The following is a 13,787-nucleotide window of genomic DNA, read 5'->3' as shown; positions in this document are numbered from 1 at the left end:
CCCGCCTCAGCATTTCAAAATCGCGGCCCTGAAACGTCTTGAGAGAACTGTGACTGTCTCTTGGGGCGATTGCCTTGAACAAACCCAATCATCCACCTGCCGGCGTTCTGGGCGTCGGCATCGAAGCCTTCCTGCCCCCGGGTGCATCGCCGTCGGAATCGCAACGCTTCGGCCGATCCTCATCGTTCCTCGGAAAGTGCCGCATCGTCGTGACACGGCTGAGGCATGCTCTCGCCAGAATTTCACTGGCCCCCATGCTGCATTCGCTACGCGATCGTCAGGATTGGCGTGGTGCCTGGTACAAGCGCGCCGCGTCTGCGCTGAAGTACATTGCGCGTAGTGCTTGCATGCCGCGGCGGCATGGGCACTTCCTCAATTTGGTGTACGGTCATGCAAGCATGCGTGCCTATCGGCAACGCGATCCACGCATGCTGGAGCGTCACATGCACCGTTATGTGAACGCCGCATGGCGCCGGCGACAGCGCCTGGAAAGTCTGAGTCAGCACTATCGATTTACGTTGGCGCAGTTGCCTAGGTCGTTGTTCAACGCGATTTATGCGCAAGGCCACGCTAGTTTGGGAATGCTTGTCGCCAAGGATGGCACGTTGCTGGCGCTATGCCTGCGCCCACCTATTTTCATGGGCTGCGAAGGTGAGCTATGCCTGCAGCTCAATGACGCTAACGGTCATCCGCTTTACCGCATCGTGTTCTCGATCGTTGACGAGCATCGTCCGCGCATCGTGATCGGATGCCTGCAAGGACCCAATGGTGAAAACGCCAGAGAAGTTGTTCGTGTTCTGACCCGCAACCTGCATGGCATGCGTCCTAAGCAGCTGATGCTGTCGCTGGTCTATGCGTTCGCACGGCGCTACGGCATCGAGCAGATCGTAGCGATCAGCAATGCGCAGCATCCCCTGCGGCGCGCTGGACGCCCGCTGCATTCCGACTACGATGCGTTCTGGGAGGAACAACAGGGCAAGCCCGTCGACGGCGGCTGGTATGCGCTACCGTCATCGCAGACGCATAAGTCGGAAGCGGACGTGCCGAGCAACCATCGTTCTGCTTTCCGCCGTCGCGAAGCGCTCAGGCTGCAGGCCGAACAACTGCTGGCCAATGCGCTCGGGCAGCCCGCTTGCCGGGTCCCCGAGTCCCTGGCACCGGAGCGGCAAGCGGCATACAGGCCCATGCAGAACTTCCGTGAAACATTGTGGGTAAGCTAAACACATTGGTTAATGAGGGGATGGCGACAGTGACGCTGTCGGAGCACATAGGCGACATCGAAAAGCTGTTTCGCGAGCACAATCGTGCCTTGATCGCGTTTCTTCAGTGTCGCCTCAATTCGCTTTCCGACGCACAGGAAGTTGCTCAAGAAGCTTACCTGCGCATGCTTACCCTGGATAACCGCGAAGAAGTCGATTCCTTGCGCGGCTACCTGTTCAAGATCGCAGGCAACCTCGCCATCGATCGCTTGCGTAAGCGCAAGGTGCGCAGCGATTTTGTCGCCGCACAAGCGCATGACGAGCCGGTGGGAGAAGCCACGCCCGACCGCCACGCCATGGCCGTAGAGCAAGTAGTCGGCATCCGTCGAGCCCTGCGCGAGCTGCCGCCCAAGGCAAGCCAGGCTTTTGTGATGCATGTGATCGAAGGACGCGACTTCGGAACCGTCGCGCAAACCATGAAACTCAGTGAGCGCATGGTGCGCTACCACGTCGCCAACGCGCTGGCGCATTGCCGCGCGTGGGTAGACGGAAAGGAGATGTCGTGATGACCAAGATGAAACAGGACGAAATCGTGCAGGTCGCCGCCGATTGGTGGGTGCGTTTGCGCGAGCCCGATGCCGAAGGCGAAACGGTCGAACGGTGGCTGGCATGGACCAGTGAAGACGTGCGCCACCTCGAAACCTTCGAACGCGTCAATGAGCTGGCTAGTCGGCTCGGTTCACTCGATAATGTGTCGCGGCAAGGCTTGATCAAAGCCTTCGCGCGTGCTGCTACGCCGTCGCCGCGCTGGCTACCTCTCGCTGCAGCAGCAGCTTTCGCGGTGGTCGTGCTGGCAGGTGCTTACGTCGCCTGGACTCGTTTTGCATCGGGCATCAGCTCGCAGGTCTACGCAAGCGCCGTGGCGCAAAACCGGGATATCACCTTGCCGGATGGCACCCAGGTGGCGTTGGGTGCTGCGTCGACGCTTACTACACACTTCAGTCACGGCCAGCGTCGCGTTGACTTGAGCGGCGGTGAGGCGTTCTTCCAGGTCATTCACGACAATAGCCGTCCCTTCGTGGTGGCGGCAGGCGATGTATCCATCCGCGATATCGGCACGGCGTTCGACGTGCGTCGCACCGGCCAGCGCGTAACGATTGCCGTTACACAAGGGCGCGTGCAGATCGCCGATACCAACCAGACGCCGGGCAAAGCACAGAGCGGCACGCTGGAGGTCTCCGCTGGACAGCTGGTTTCCTACGATCCGAATATGTCGAGCATGACGATCGGTAGCATTGCGCCCGAGCAAGCGACAGCGTGGCGCAACGACCGCCTGGAATTTATCGACGAACCGTTGAGCGTAGTGATCGCCAATCTCAATCGGTACAGTGCGCGGCCGCTGCACATTGCCGATGCCGATCTCGACAAACTCAGCTACACCGGCACCATTCGTACCGACGCCATCGACAGCTGGCTGGGCGCATTGCCGCAGGTGTTTCCTTTGCGCGTAAACACCGAGGCCGATCAGGTGATCCTTTCCGATGCGGAGCACCCGCCGCGTCGCTGAATTTAAGAAGTATGCCGATGCATGCGCCATCACGTTCCAGGTGCCAACGAGCACGTCGCATGTCAGACTCATGATTTGGTCCTGGATAACCGCATTTCATGAGTCGGCTTGCCTGGCTGCCCGCTTACGGCAGCCTGACATTTTTGTTTGCCGCAGGGGGCGCTGCAATGACACCGGCGTATGCGGCGGAGCAGCCGGCCGGCACGCGTTTCGTCATCCCCGCCCAAGCGCTTTCCACCGCGCTGATCGCATTCGGCAAGCAAGCCAACGTACAAGTGCTTACGGCTGGCCAAACCGTGGAAGCCCTGCGTTCGAGTGACGTGACCGGCGAGTTTACCGCCGAGTCGGCGCTAACCCGATTGCTGCTAGGCACCGGCATGACCTACGCGTTTGTCGACGCGCGCACGGTGATCGTCAAGCCGCGTGCCGCGGAATCTTCGCAGCCGGCAAAGGCCAAATCCGCAACCGCTTCCGCAACGGCGACGTTGCTGCCTCCGATACAAGCTATCGGCCTGGTCGGACGCGACGTGGGTTTTATGGCCGATGTAAGCAGCGGCCCGACGCGCACCGTGTCCGACCCGATCGACGTGCCGCAATCGGTAGGCATCGTGACCGGTGGCTTGCTTCAATCGCAGCAGATTCAAACGGTGGCGGACGCTATCCAGAACGTGGCCGGGGCGCAATATTTCGACGGCTCAAGCGGTCTGCCGATTTTTCAGATTCGCGGATTCTTTACCGGCAATGGCATGACCGACGGCATGCCCAACAGCGTTAACGGTATCGGCGATTTTCCTCCGCTGATCGGCGTGGAACGCGTCGAAGTATTGAAGGGGCCGCAAGCCATTCTTGGCGACACCTCGGCCAACAATAACTTCGGCGGCCTGATCGATATCGTGCTGAAAAAGCCGCAGAGCGAACCGCTTCACCAGTTCACTTTTTCCATCGGAGAACACGGCGAAAAGCAGGCAGGGCTGGATCTCGCCGGACCCTTGAACGACAGCAAGTCGCTCAGCTATCGACTGGTGCTGAATGGCGACTACGCCGATGGCACCGCGCAAGGCATGCGCGGTCAGCGTAATCGCTATATCGCACCATCCATCGGTTGGTCGACACCCAATACGACCTTCATCGCCGGGCTGTCCTGGATGATGAATCACATGCCGATTCCCGATCACAGCTTGTTGCTGGATGGCACGGTGTCGTCTGCATCGCCACCGGGCATCCGGCTCGAAAACCCAAACGATCACACTGCGATCGAAACGCGCCGGCTGTTTTACCTGTTCGAGCATCGCTTCAACGACATCTGGACGTTTCGCAGCAAAGCGCAGTACGTGCGCGAATCGGCCAACCTGCAAGATTGGTCGATGAGCGGCATACAGCCCACCGGTGATGTTGTCGCCACGGCGGAAGACTATTGGACGTCCGATTCGTACTACGCCATGCAGAACGACATCACCGCCACGTTCGGTCCGGGCTGGATGCAGCATTCGCTAGTGGTGGGCTTCGACTATTCGCGTGTGCAAGAAGGTAGCTATACCGATGCGTTGAGCAACGGCGGCAGCGGCATGCCATACAACATCTTCACCGGTACACCATTGCCTCCGCCAGCGACCGTGCTTGTACCCAGTGATTACACCGACAGCCGGGTGCCGGGCAGCCCTTGGGCTACGCAAAGCGGTGTATTCATTCAGGACCAGATCGCTCTCGGTACACATTGGGAAGCGCTGTTGGCATGGCGTCGTGCTGCTTACGAGTTGCAAACCAACTACCCCGACGGCGCACCTTGGAATCAGCACAAGGTGCATTGGGTACCCAACTACGGGCTGCTCTACAAACTCACACCCGACATTTCGATTTACGGCAACACGACCAACGGTTTCCAACCCGATACCTTGTTAGGCAAGAATGGACGCCCCTTGCCGCTGTCCCTCTCGCGCCAGATCGAATTCGGTACCAAGTTCGATTTGTTTCAGGATCGCGCGCGTCTGACCGTTGCTGCGTATCGCATCATGCTCGATCACAGTTACGACCTGATTTCCTTGCAACCACCGTATTTCCTCGTCAGCGGGCCTGGCCAGACGAACAAAGGCGTGGAGGTCGAGTTCAACGGGCAAATCGCAACCGGCACCAATCTCAGTGCCAGCTACACCGATGCCTTGATCCACAACCACGATGGCTCGCTGGCCAACAGCGCGCCGCGGCAACGCTTCAATCTGTGGGCGAGTTACGCTTTTCAAGGCAGCTTCCTGCGTGGCTGGGGCGTGGCTGGCGGTGTGCTCGCCCGCAGCCGCAGCCTGGGCGAAACCTCCGACTTCAGCGCTTATATTCCGATTCCCGGGCAAGCCAGCGTGGCGGCCAATGTCTTTTATCGAACGAAGCGTTGGAGCATGACCTTCGGCGTAAAGAATTTGCTCGATCGCAATCTGTACGGCAGCTACTTCGACGAAACTTTCGTGCCATTGCGCAACCGGCGCACCTATCTCTTGAGCGGCACCGTCGATTTTTGACGTCACTTAATGCGCAAGACCCCGAGTCCGGTGGGACTCGGGGTGCGTCGTTCGATTCGCTCGTCAGAAGTGATACGTGCCGGTTACGCTGACAACGTCGCCAGAATCGGCGAAGTAACCGTTCATCGTGCCTGCGCCGAGGATCGGCTGATTGGTCAGATGCACCGGCGTGTTGCTGACGAATTGATGCTGGTAGCCGAGATCGAAGCTCATGTGATTGCTGAGTTTGTAACCCACGCCGATGCCTACCAGTTTACGGGCACCGTCCGGCACGCGCGGGTCGCGGCTGATGATGTTGGTAGGTGTTTCGTCGTAGCCGATGCCGGCATGCAGGGTCCACGCATCGGTGAGTTTGTAATCACCGCCGACGGCGTACAGGAAGCTGTCCTTGAAGTCTTCGGTTAGTGCGACCATGGTCTGGCCGTTCGACGTTAGCGTTAGATCCTTGAAGCTGGACCAGTCGGTCCACTTGATCGTACCGGCGATCGACAGGCGATCGTTGAAGGCATGCAGCCAATCGGCGCTGGCGAACGCCGGCGTGTTGAATTGGGCACTCGCCGGGCCGCCGTTCGGACTGATGTTAGGCAGGCTGGGATTCAGCGCTGGCGCCAGGGCCAACAGCTGCTTGCCGCTCTGGCTGCCATAAAGCGCGTAGCTGCCGCTCAGCGTGTTCTGCACGCGCGAGTGGTAGCTCATGCCGAAGGTGTCCTGATCGGTCGGCTTGAATACGAAGCCGCCGAAGTAGCCGAACGAAAATTTCCGTTTGACGTTGACGTTGAGCTGCACGTCATCCTGTTGCGGCGGAAGCGGCAAGCCGAACAGTGCCTTCGCCGCGCCGTTGGGATCGAGCATGGTATTGAGTTCGGCCTTGGTGCGCTGGCCGAGTATGCCCGCGCCCACGGAGAACTTGTCGTTGACCTTGAACGCCCCCGACAGGCTTACCGCGATGGATTCGAGTTTGGTCTCGGTGCCGAAGTAACGCCCTTGCCACTGTGAGTTGTATTTGCTTTCCAGGCCGAAGGGCACGGTCAGGCTGCCACCGACCGCGAAGCGGTCGTTGATCGGAAACGCCCAGGCGAGGTTGGGGAACGGAACGAACTTGCCAAACCCGTTGGGATTGCCGCCGGTGGTCGGATTGCCGTCCACATCGAGGGTCTGGCCGTGGAACTGGGCTTGGGGCCGGATATCGGTGGCGGTCGCCTGCAGCAACGGACCGGTAAAGAAGGACATGGCCGCGGGATTGTTATAGGCCGCGGTGGGGTCGTCGAGGAACAGCGAGCCGCCTGCGTTGGCGCGCGCCCAGCCGGCCGCGTTGTCGGTCGGAAGCTGAAAGGCGCCAGCCTGGGCCACGACGGGGACTGCAAAGGCGGATACCACGGCCAGAGCCAGGGCGGCACGGGCGCCATAGCGGGTCATGCGGGGCTTGGAATAATGATTCACGTTTTTCTTCTCCTCTGACGGCGGTAAACGGACACGACGCGAAGTTTCTGTAAAGGACGTGATGGAAATGTAGATGCCGATGGCCATGAATCTGACATCTGTCTTAACGATAGCATCACAGACGCACGAAGAAAGCAGGTTACCTCGCCACCCGAAGCCACCCGGCAGGGATTGGTAAGTAGAGGGTGTGGCAAGGGCTGCGAGGGGTCCCCTCCGTTGTTTTTGCAGGTCATCGACGCTAAATCGCCGTATGGAATCCATTCACGCGCTTTTGATCGATGCAAATGGGGATGCAAACGATGCGCGCGTCATTTGGATCGGAGTATTTGCAGCAAAACGTGCTGCCGCTGTGCGAGCTGTTTCGGTGTGCGTTGCAACAGCACGAAGGCGCCTCCTGGTTTTCCAGGAGGCGCCTTTTTTGAACGGTGTTACGTGTATTACTTCGACAGCGATGGATGCGCGGTGAAGACGTCACTGCCGAAGGTGCGCAGGTGCTTGGCACCTGCGTAGCCAAGGTGCTCCAGTCCGAAGAAGTCTTCGATACTGCGCAACAGGTTGTAATGGTTATAGGGCACGGTAGACGTTGTGCCGGGTGCGATGAACGGCGAAATCAGTACTGCGCCGATCTGCCCACCGCCCGGACCGTACTGACCCGGTTGCGGACCGCCAGGCAGCCCCTTCTCGTTGCAGCAGGCTACGGCGTCGGTGCCTTCGTCGAACGTGATGACCAGCAAGCCGTCTTTCTGGAACGCGGGTGAATTGAGAATGCGCGGCACCCAGGTGCGCAGGAAGGCATCGGCAGAAATCAGGCCGCCTTGTTCACCGTTCTGGCACGGGGCGTCATGGCCGTCGTGGCAAAGATTTGGCGTGATGTAGACGTAGTTCGGCGTGGTATCGATGTGTGCGAGATCATTCGTCAGCGCGTCCAAATTCACGACGTGGGTACCGCAGTAGTTCGTATCGTCGATGATCGAATGAAAGTAGACGAATGGGTTGTGCTTGGCGGCGTACTGATCTTTTGGAGTGGCATGGCGTGTCGGATCGTCAGCGCCAATGGCTACATGCCCGCAGGTGGCCGATTCGCGCGAAGGATCAGCTCCCATGTCCTCCATGTAAGCCTTCCAGCTCAGGCCGGCGGTGGTGAGTTGATCGGCGATGGTCGGCACATTCTTGGGGTAAACGCAGCCCGAGCCCGGCCATTGTCCGTTCGCATCGGGCTTGGTCGCCGTGGCCACAAACTCGCTGTAGATGGTGCAGTCGTTCTGCGTGGCGGCATTGGGTGCCTGCCCGCTGATCATCGCAACGTAGTTGTCCAGGCTGTAATGGCCGATACCGTAATAGTGGGGCAGCAGAGCGCCTTGCTTGGGAAGCTCATGTGCCAGATAGGGTGCGAGCGAGTTCTGGCCGAAGGTCACCGCATACGATTCGTTCTCGAGCACGATGATGAAGACGTGACGCACTGGAGCGGTACCGGACGTCGATGCGGCCAGACATGCGGTCGATACGCACAGCATCACGACCAGGGCGACGAGGCGGGGAATGATTCGCGCCAGCGCATGGCGTGAACCGGTATCGGTGGAGACGTAAGAAAACATCCGCGGGTTCCTTTAGCAAGAACTGCCGTGCGTGATGCGCGGCAGTGTTGTCCGGCTATTGCAGCCTTGCTTCGCGACAGGATCAAGTCGCATGGATGTCAGTGTAAGACGGCGCGGATCAGGCACGCCCGTAGACGTCGTCGAAGCGGACGATATCGTCCTCGCCCAGATAGCTGCCGGATTGCACTTCGATCAGCTCCAAAGGCACTTTGCCCGGGTTGCGCAGGCGATGGACGCTACCCAGCGGGATATAGGTGCTCTGGTTTTCACCCAACAAGAACACCTTGTCGTCGCAGGTAACCTCGGCGGTGCCCGACACGACGATCCAGTGCTCGGCGCGGTGATGGTGCTTCTGCAGGCTAAGGCTGGCACCCGGCTTCACCACGATGCGCTTTACCTGGAAGCGGCTGCCGGCCTCGAGCGAGTCGTAGCTGCCCCACGGGCGATGCACCACGCGATGGAAGGAATGTTCGGTGCGACCGGAGGCCTTCAATTGGTCAACCACTTTCTTGACGTCCTGCGCGGCATCGCGGTGCGCGACCAGCGTGGCATCCGGCGTGCTGACCACGATCAGATCGTCCACGCCGACGGTGGCGATCATGTGGCGGTCGTGCGAACGGAGCAGAGAATTGCGCGTATTGATCGCCAAGGTGTCGCCTTCGCGTTGGTTGCCTTGCTCGTCGTGCTTACCGGATAACCACAAGGCTGACCACGAGCCGATATCGCTCCACGCGCAGCTGACCGGGATCACCGCGGCGCGGGTAGTTTTTTCCATCACGGCGTAGTCGATGGAGTTGTCCGGCACCTTGACGAAAGCCTCCTTGTCCACGCGCACGAAATCCAGGTCGCTGCGTCCAGTGGCATAGGCTTCGCGCACCGCGGCAAGCATGTCGGGGGCGTGCTGGCCAAGTTCTTCCAGGTAACGGGCGGCCTTGAACAGGAACATGCCCGAGTTCCAATCGTAGCCACCGTCCTTCAGATAGCTCTGAGCCGTGGGCTGGTCCGGCTTCTCGACAAACTGCTCGACCCGGAAAGCCGCGCCGCCGATCGACTCGGCCCGGCGGATGTAGCCGAAACCGGTCTCGGGCCGGTCCGGCCGAATGCCGAACGTCACTAGCCAGCCTTGGCGAGCGGCAGGCAATGCCTGTTGCACTGCAGCAGTAAAGCTCTCTGCATCACCAATCAAATGGTCGGCCGGCAATACCAACAGCAAGGCCTCGGCATCGTGCTCCAGAGCCTTCAGTGCACCAAGAGCAATCGCCGGCGCTGTATTGCGGGGTAACGGTTCCAGCACGATGGTGGCGCCCTGCACGTGCAGGTCCAGTAACTGGTCCGCCGCCAGGAATCGATGGTCCTCGCTGGCGACCACGATGGGGGCGGCTACGTCCGGCAGCTGTTGCGTACGGACTACCGTCTGCTGGAAAAGCGTGCCGTCACCGCTAATGGAAAGAAACTGCTTGGGTAAGTTCCGGCGCGAGACAGGCCAAAGGCGAGTGCCACTACCACCGCTGAGAATAAGGGGGATCAACATGTCTTAAGGGACCAGTGCGCAGAGTGCCCGAGGATGTGGCTCAGATCGTGTGCCAATCCCGATAAGCATAGCCGAATTGCTGCTGTAAGCCGGAGTTGCCGGGTGCGAGCCAGACCATACGGTGGGCCGGTGTCGGTAACTCGGACGTAGTGATGGATGCCGGTCTGTGGTATCCCTGCAATCGGGCTCGTGGACGATCGAGCCGGCAAGGCCGCACAGCGCTATATGACTGCCGGCGACGAGAGACTGCGATCTACAAATCCTGCTTTTGCGCCATATGGACGCCACAAAGATGGAGACAGTGGGGGCGGTTCAAGTCGGTAGATAGTTTGCCATTGATCGGTGAGTATGGCGTGAGATGCGGTTGACGTAACGGGTAGCGGCACGGAGATGCCGGCAATCCCGATAGGGGAATAAATATGCAGAATGCTGGAATTTCGTTTTTGGGGCGTGTGTGGATAAGACGGGGTGTTTTCTGGGAACTCATCAAACGTGATATTGCCGGGCGTTACAGCGGTTCGTTTCTCGGCTTGCTATGGTCGTTCCTGAATCCTTTGCTGATGCTCGCGGTGTACACCCTGGCATTTCGCGAATTTCTGGGCATGCGTTGGCCCGACATGGCCACGGGGGCGGATTTCTCGCTGATGATTTTTGCAGGCATGATCGTCCATACGTTGATGGCCGAATGCATTGCACGAGCACCCACGAGCATTGTCGGCAACGTGAATCTGGTAAAGCGCGTCGTGTTTCCCGTCGCACTGTTGCCGTGCGTCACGGTTGTTTCGGCACTATTCAATGCAGGGCTCAGCATGTCGGTGCTGTTGCTGTTCGTATTGGTTTCGCATCATTCGCTTTCGCCCAATCTCTTGTATTTGCCGTTCCTGTTTGCGCCTTACGCTTTGTTGTTATGCGGAGTGAGCTGGTTGATGGCCTCGCTGGGCGTTTTCGTTCGCGATATCGCGCAGCTGGCGGGCATCATCACCACGATGCTGATGTTCCTGAGTCCGGTCTTCTATCCGGCCTCATCGCTTCACGAGCCCTATAGCACGTGGTTGCGGTATAACCCGCTGACTTTGATCATCGAGCAGACTCGAGGTGTGGTGCTGTTCGGTCGCGCACCTGACTGGCATGCCTTGAGTCTCTATACCGTGATCGCGCTGGCTGCGTTGTTGTTCGGATACGGCTGGTTCCACCGAACGCAGGACGGGTTCGCTGATGTCCTCTGAGCCGATCATGTCCGGAGCGACTGCCGGAGAGACCGCGATAAGCGTCAGAAACCTGGGCAAGTGCTACCAGCTATACGACAAGCCGATTCATCGCATGCTGCAGAGTCTGATCGGTGATCGACATCGGTTCTATCGAGAATTTTGGGCACTCCGCGATGTCGGCTTTGAAGTAAGGCGTGGTGAGACGCTAGGCATCGTCGGCCGCAACGGTGCCGGCAAATCCACCTTACTGCAGCTGATCGCCGGCACGCTCAAGCCGAGCGAGGGTAAGGCAACGACCCATGGCCGTGTCGCTGCCTTGTTGGAGTTGGGTAGCGGCTTCAATCCGGAATTCACCGGTCGCCAGAACGTCTACCTGAATGCGTCCATCCTTGGACTTACCCGCAACGAAATCGACGCTCGTATCGATGACATTCTCGCCTACGCGGAAATTGGTGATTTCGTCGATCAGCCGACTCGCAACTATTCCACTGGCATGGTCATGCGACTCGCATTTGCGGTGGTGACCCATGTCGATGCGGACATCCTGATCGTCGACGAGGCGCTGGCTGTTGGCGACGCTTTTTTCATGCAGAAATGCATGCGTTACCTGCGCGACTTCAAAAAACGCGGCACGATGCTTTTCGTCAGCCACGACGGCGGAGCCGTGACCAGTCTTTGTGATCGCGCCATCTGGCTGGAGCGCGGTTGTGTACAGCGTATCGGCGAGGCGCGCGTGGTCATGGATGCATATCTGGAAGCTTCCTTGATCGAACGCCAAGGCGGGGTCGGAGCGCGCAATGGTGCCAAAACACGATGGCAACCAAGAAAGATAGAGCGGCACATCAATCCACGACAGGAGCTGCTGGACCGTTCGATACTGCGCAACGATATTCTGCTTTTTCCTTTCAAGCCCGATGTTGAAAGCTTCGGCGAATACAAGGCGCGGGTTACTCACGTCGCTTTTTGCGACGAGTCGAGGCAGGCCGTAGCCATGGTGCTGGCAGGGGAGCAGGTGACCTTGGAGATCGAACTTCTGGCTGAGCAGGATATGGACAATGTCATTGTCGGCTTTTACATCAAGGACCGGCTTGGTCAGTTGCTATTCGGCGACAACACCGTTCTGAGTCATACGGACGATTTCGCCGTTTCTGCAGGGGAGACATTCCAGGCGCGATTTCGCTTCGAGATGCCGCGCCTTGGCGCGGCCGATTATTTCGTCACGGTCGGTGTGGCGGAAGGAACACAGGAGCAGCACGTGATACAGCACTGGCTGCACGAAGCGCTTCGGATTACCGCGAGCGGTGGCGGATACGCGACGGGCCTAGTCGGTGTCCCGATGCATGAGATCACGCTGGAGCGAATCAACGATGAGTCGTGATTTCCGTCTGGAAGAACACCCTGTTGTGCTGATGACACCCAGTGTGGTCCCTCCGTTCGGTTGGGTGGGTCATATCCCGTTTGCTTATCTGGCGGTGGACCTCCTGAGGCCCGCTTGCATCGTTGAGTTGGGTACTCATTCGGGCAATTCGTATCTGGCCATGTGTCAGGCGGTGCGCATGTTGGCGTTGCCCTCGCGGTGTTTCGCCATCGATACCTGGCAGGGCGATTCGCATGCGAGCCATTACACCGATCAAGTGTATCAATCGCTTCGTGCTCGGCACGATCCACGCTACGGGGACTTCTCGCAGCTGCTCAGAAGCCGTTTCGATGACGCGCTTGAACATTTCGCCGATCACAGCGTCGATTTACTTCATATCGACGGCCTGCATACGTATGAAGCGGTCAAACACGACTTCGAAACATGGCTGCCGAAACTCAGTGACAAGGCTGTTGTGTTGTTGCATGACACAGCCGTGGTAGAGCGCGGGTTCGGTGTCCGAGGATTTTTCGAAGAACTATCGCAGCGCTATCCATGCTTTGAATTTGTGCACAGCAATGGGCTCGGAGTGGTCGCGGTAGGCGCGAATGTGCCTGAACCTTTCATGGCTTTCCTGCAGCAAGGTCAGACGAATCCAGCTGCGCTGCGTGCATTTTTTGAGGCGCTAGCTTCCAATCTAGTGGACGCGAATGGTCATGCACGAGGTGGTATCCACGAGCCGCAGCCGGTGGTTTGTCATCTTTATTATCGCGGCAGCGATGAGTCATACGATGATGCGCGCAGGGTCTCCGCCGAAGTAGATGCCTCCGAGGGTCTATTGGACGTTCAATTTCAACTGCCGCCCGGCATTTCTCCAGCATATTTGCGGATTGACCCAGCCGACTTCCCCGGTGTGTACGGCTTGCAGCAAGTTCGCTTGCAGGTAGGCGATGCCGGTCCATCCAAACGGTTGGAGCGATTAGAAGAGCGCCTTGGTCATGTAGAGGGTGAATTGCTGCCGCGCATAGGCTCGCAATGCGTACGCTTCGCGAGCTTCGGCAACGATCCATATATCGAATTTGAAGTAGGCAGCGCGCTGGACGACACCGTCGGTGGAGCCGCTGTGGACGTCACTGCGCGGGTTGAGTATGAAATAGTAATTACTGAGCCATCTATGCATCGGCTGATGGAGCGGCAGGCATTGGTAGATATGCGTGCGCTCTCTCAAACGAGAGTTGAGATACAGAATATGGCTCGCGAGCTGACAACGCGATTGGCCGGGATAGACAAGTCTATCGAAGGGCTTGCCAAACGCAGCCTATGGTATTGGTTGCGACGCTGGGGGCGTTAACGATCATGTCATTGCATGTAAGCCTTCTGAGG

The 13,787-nt window shown here is 58.8% G+C and carries 10 protein-coding genes; 7 read left to right on the top strand and 3 right to left on the bottom strand.

The window, feature by feature from the left end; translation table 11 throughout:
* Positions 1 to 74 precede the first annotated feature (74 nt).
* The 4 genes from QQL64_RS15690 to QQL64_RS15675 all read left to right on the top strand — a co-directional run bounded on the left by QQL64_RS15690 (position 75) and on the right by QQL64_RS15675 (position 5,273).
* Positions 75 to 1,220 carry a VirK/YbjX family protein gene (locus QQL64_RS15690; protein ID WP_284401342.1) on the top strand — a complete coding sequence of 382 codons (1,146 nt, stop codon included), beginning with the start codon at positions 75 to 77 and terminating at the stop codon, positions 1,218 to 1,220.
* A gap of 20 nt (positions 1,221 to 1,240) precedes the next feature.
* Positions 1,241 to 1,765, top strand: a complete 525-nt coding sequence (locus QQL64_RS15685; RefSeq protein ID WP_284401340.1) for an RNA polymerase sigma factor — start codon at positions 1,241 to 1,243, stop codon at positions 1,763 to 1,765.
* The gene (locus QQL64_RS15680) at positions 1,765 to 2,766 is read left to right on the top strand and encodes a FecR family protein (protein WP_284401338.1); all 1,002 of its coding nucleotides are present in this window, start codon (positions 1,765 to 1,767) and stop codon (positions 2,764 to 2,766) included. The genes QQL64_RS15685 and QQL64_RS15680 overlap by 1 nt, the downstream gene beginning before the upstream one ends.
* Before the next feature lie 98 nt (positions 2,767 to 2,864).
* On the top strand, positions 2,865 to 5,273 hold the full coding sequence (locus QQL64_RS15675) for a TonB-dependent siderophore receptor (RefSeq protein ID WP_284401336.1): 2,409 nt from the start codon (positions 2,865 to 2,867) through the stop codon (positions 5,271 to 5,273).
* A 63-nt stretch (positions 5,274 to 5,336) separates the two neighbouring features.
* On the opposite strand, the gene QQL64_RS15670 is transcribed toward QQL64_RS15675, so the two are convergent.
* From QQL64_RS15670 to QQL64_RS15660, 3 genes are all read right to left on the bottom strand, one after another.
* Positions 5,337 to 6,713, bottom strand: a complete 1,377-nt coding sequence (locus tag QQL64_RS15670; RefSeq protein ID WP_284401335.1) for an outer membrane protein transport protein — start codon at positions 6,711 to 6,713, stop codon at positions 5,337 to 5,339.
* Between the two features lie 437 nt (positions 6,714 to 7,150).
* Positions 7,151 to 8,308, bottom strand: a complete 1,158-nt coding sequence (locus QQL64_RS15665; protein WP_284401334.1) for an alkaline phosphatase family protein — start codon at positions 8,306 to 8,308, stop codon at positions 7,151 to 7,153.
* Positions 8,309 to 8,426: 118 nt separating this feature from the next.
* A complete protein-coding gene (locus QQL64_RS15660; RefSeq protein ID WP_284401332.1) occupies positions 8,427 to 9,839 on the bottom strand; it encodes a mannose-1-phosphate guanylyltransferase/mannose-6-phosphate isomerase in 1,413 nt (470 codons plus the stop codon).
* Positions 9,840 to 10,258: 419 nt separating this feature from the next.
* On the opposite strand from QQL64_RS15660, the gene QQL64_RS15655 reads away from it, so the two are divergent.
* From QQL64_RS15655 to QQL64_RS15645, 3 genes are read left to right on the top strand one after another with little or no spacing between them, the layout of a single operon-like run.
* On the top strand, positions 10,259 to 11,065 hold the full coding sequence (locus QQL64_RS15655) for an ABC transporter permease (protein WP_284401331.1): 807 nt from the start codon (positions 10,259 to 10,261) through the stop codon (positions 11,063 to 11,065).
* A gap of 7 nt (positions 11,066 to 11,072) precedes the next feature.
* Positions 11,073 to 12,425: an ABC transporter ATP-binding protein gene (locus QQL64_RS15650; protein ID WP_284401329.1), complete on the top strand. Its 1,353-nt coding sequence runs from the start codon at positions 11,073 to 11,075 to the stop codon at positions 12,423 to 12,425.
* Positions 12,415 to 13,755 (top strand): class I SAM-dependent methyltransferase, encoded by a 1,341-nt coding sequence (locus QQL64_RS15645; RefSeq protein WP_284401327.1) that lies wholly within the window; start codon positions 12,415 to 12,417, stop codon positions 13,753 to 13,755. Before QQL64_RS15650 ends, QQL64_RS15645 begins: the two co-directional genes overlap by 11 nt.
* The last annotated feature ends 32 nt before the right edge of the window (positions 13,756 to 13,787 follow it).

Source organism: Dyella lipolytica (assembly GCF_030160075.1).
Lineage (GTDB): Bacteria > Pseudomonadota > Gammaproteobacteria > Xanthomonadales > Rhodanobacteraceae > Dyella_B > Dyella_B lipolytica.
The sequence above is the reverse complement of the archived record's forward strand: the minus strand, read 5'-3'. Positions and strand labels throughout refer to the sequence as shown.

Excerpts from the sequence above, each read along its gene's own strand:
- QQL64_RS15685 (WP_284401340.1), top strand. The coding sequence starts at position 1,241 with ATGGCGACAGTGACGCTGTCGGAGCACATAGGCGACATCGAAAAGCTG.
- QQL64_RS15680 (WP_284401338.1), top strand. The coding sequence starts at position 1,765 with ATGACCAAGATGAAACAGGACGAAATCGTGCAGGTCGCCGCCGATTGG.
- QQL64_RS15675 (WP_284401336.1), top strand. The coding sequence starts at position 2,865 with ATGAGTCGGCTTGCCTGGCTGCCCGCTTACGGCAGCCTGACATTTTTG.
- QQL64_RS15665 (WP_284401334.1), bottom strand. The coding sequence starts at position 8,308 with ATGTTTTCTTACGTCTCCACCGATACCGGTTCACGCCATGCGCTGGCG.
- QQL64_RS15660 (WP_284401332.1), bottom strand. The coding sequence starts at position 9,839 with ATGTTGATCCCCCTTATTCTCAGCGGTGGTAGTGGCACTCGCCTTTGG.
- QQL64_RS15655 (WP_284401331.1), top strand. The coding sequence starts at position 10,259 with ATGCAGAATGCTGGAATTTCGTTTTTGGGGCGTGTGTGGATAAGACGG.
- QQL64_RS15650 (WP_284401329.1), top strand. The coding sequence starts at position 11,073 with ATGTCCGGAGCGACTGCCGGAGAGACCGCGATAAGCGTCAGAAACCTG.
- QQL64_RS15645 (WP_284401327.1), top strand. The coding sequence starts at position 12,415 with ATGAGTCGTGATTTCCGTCTGGAAGAACACCCTGTTGTGCTGATGACA.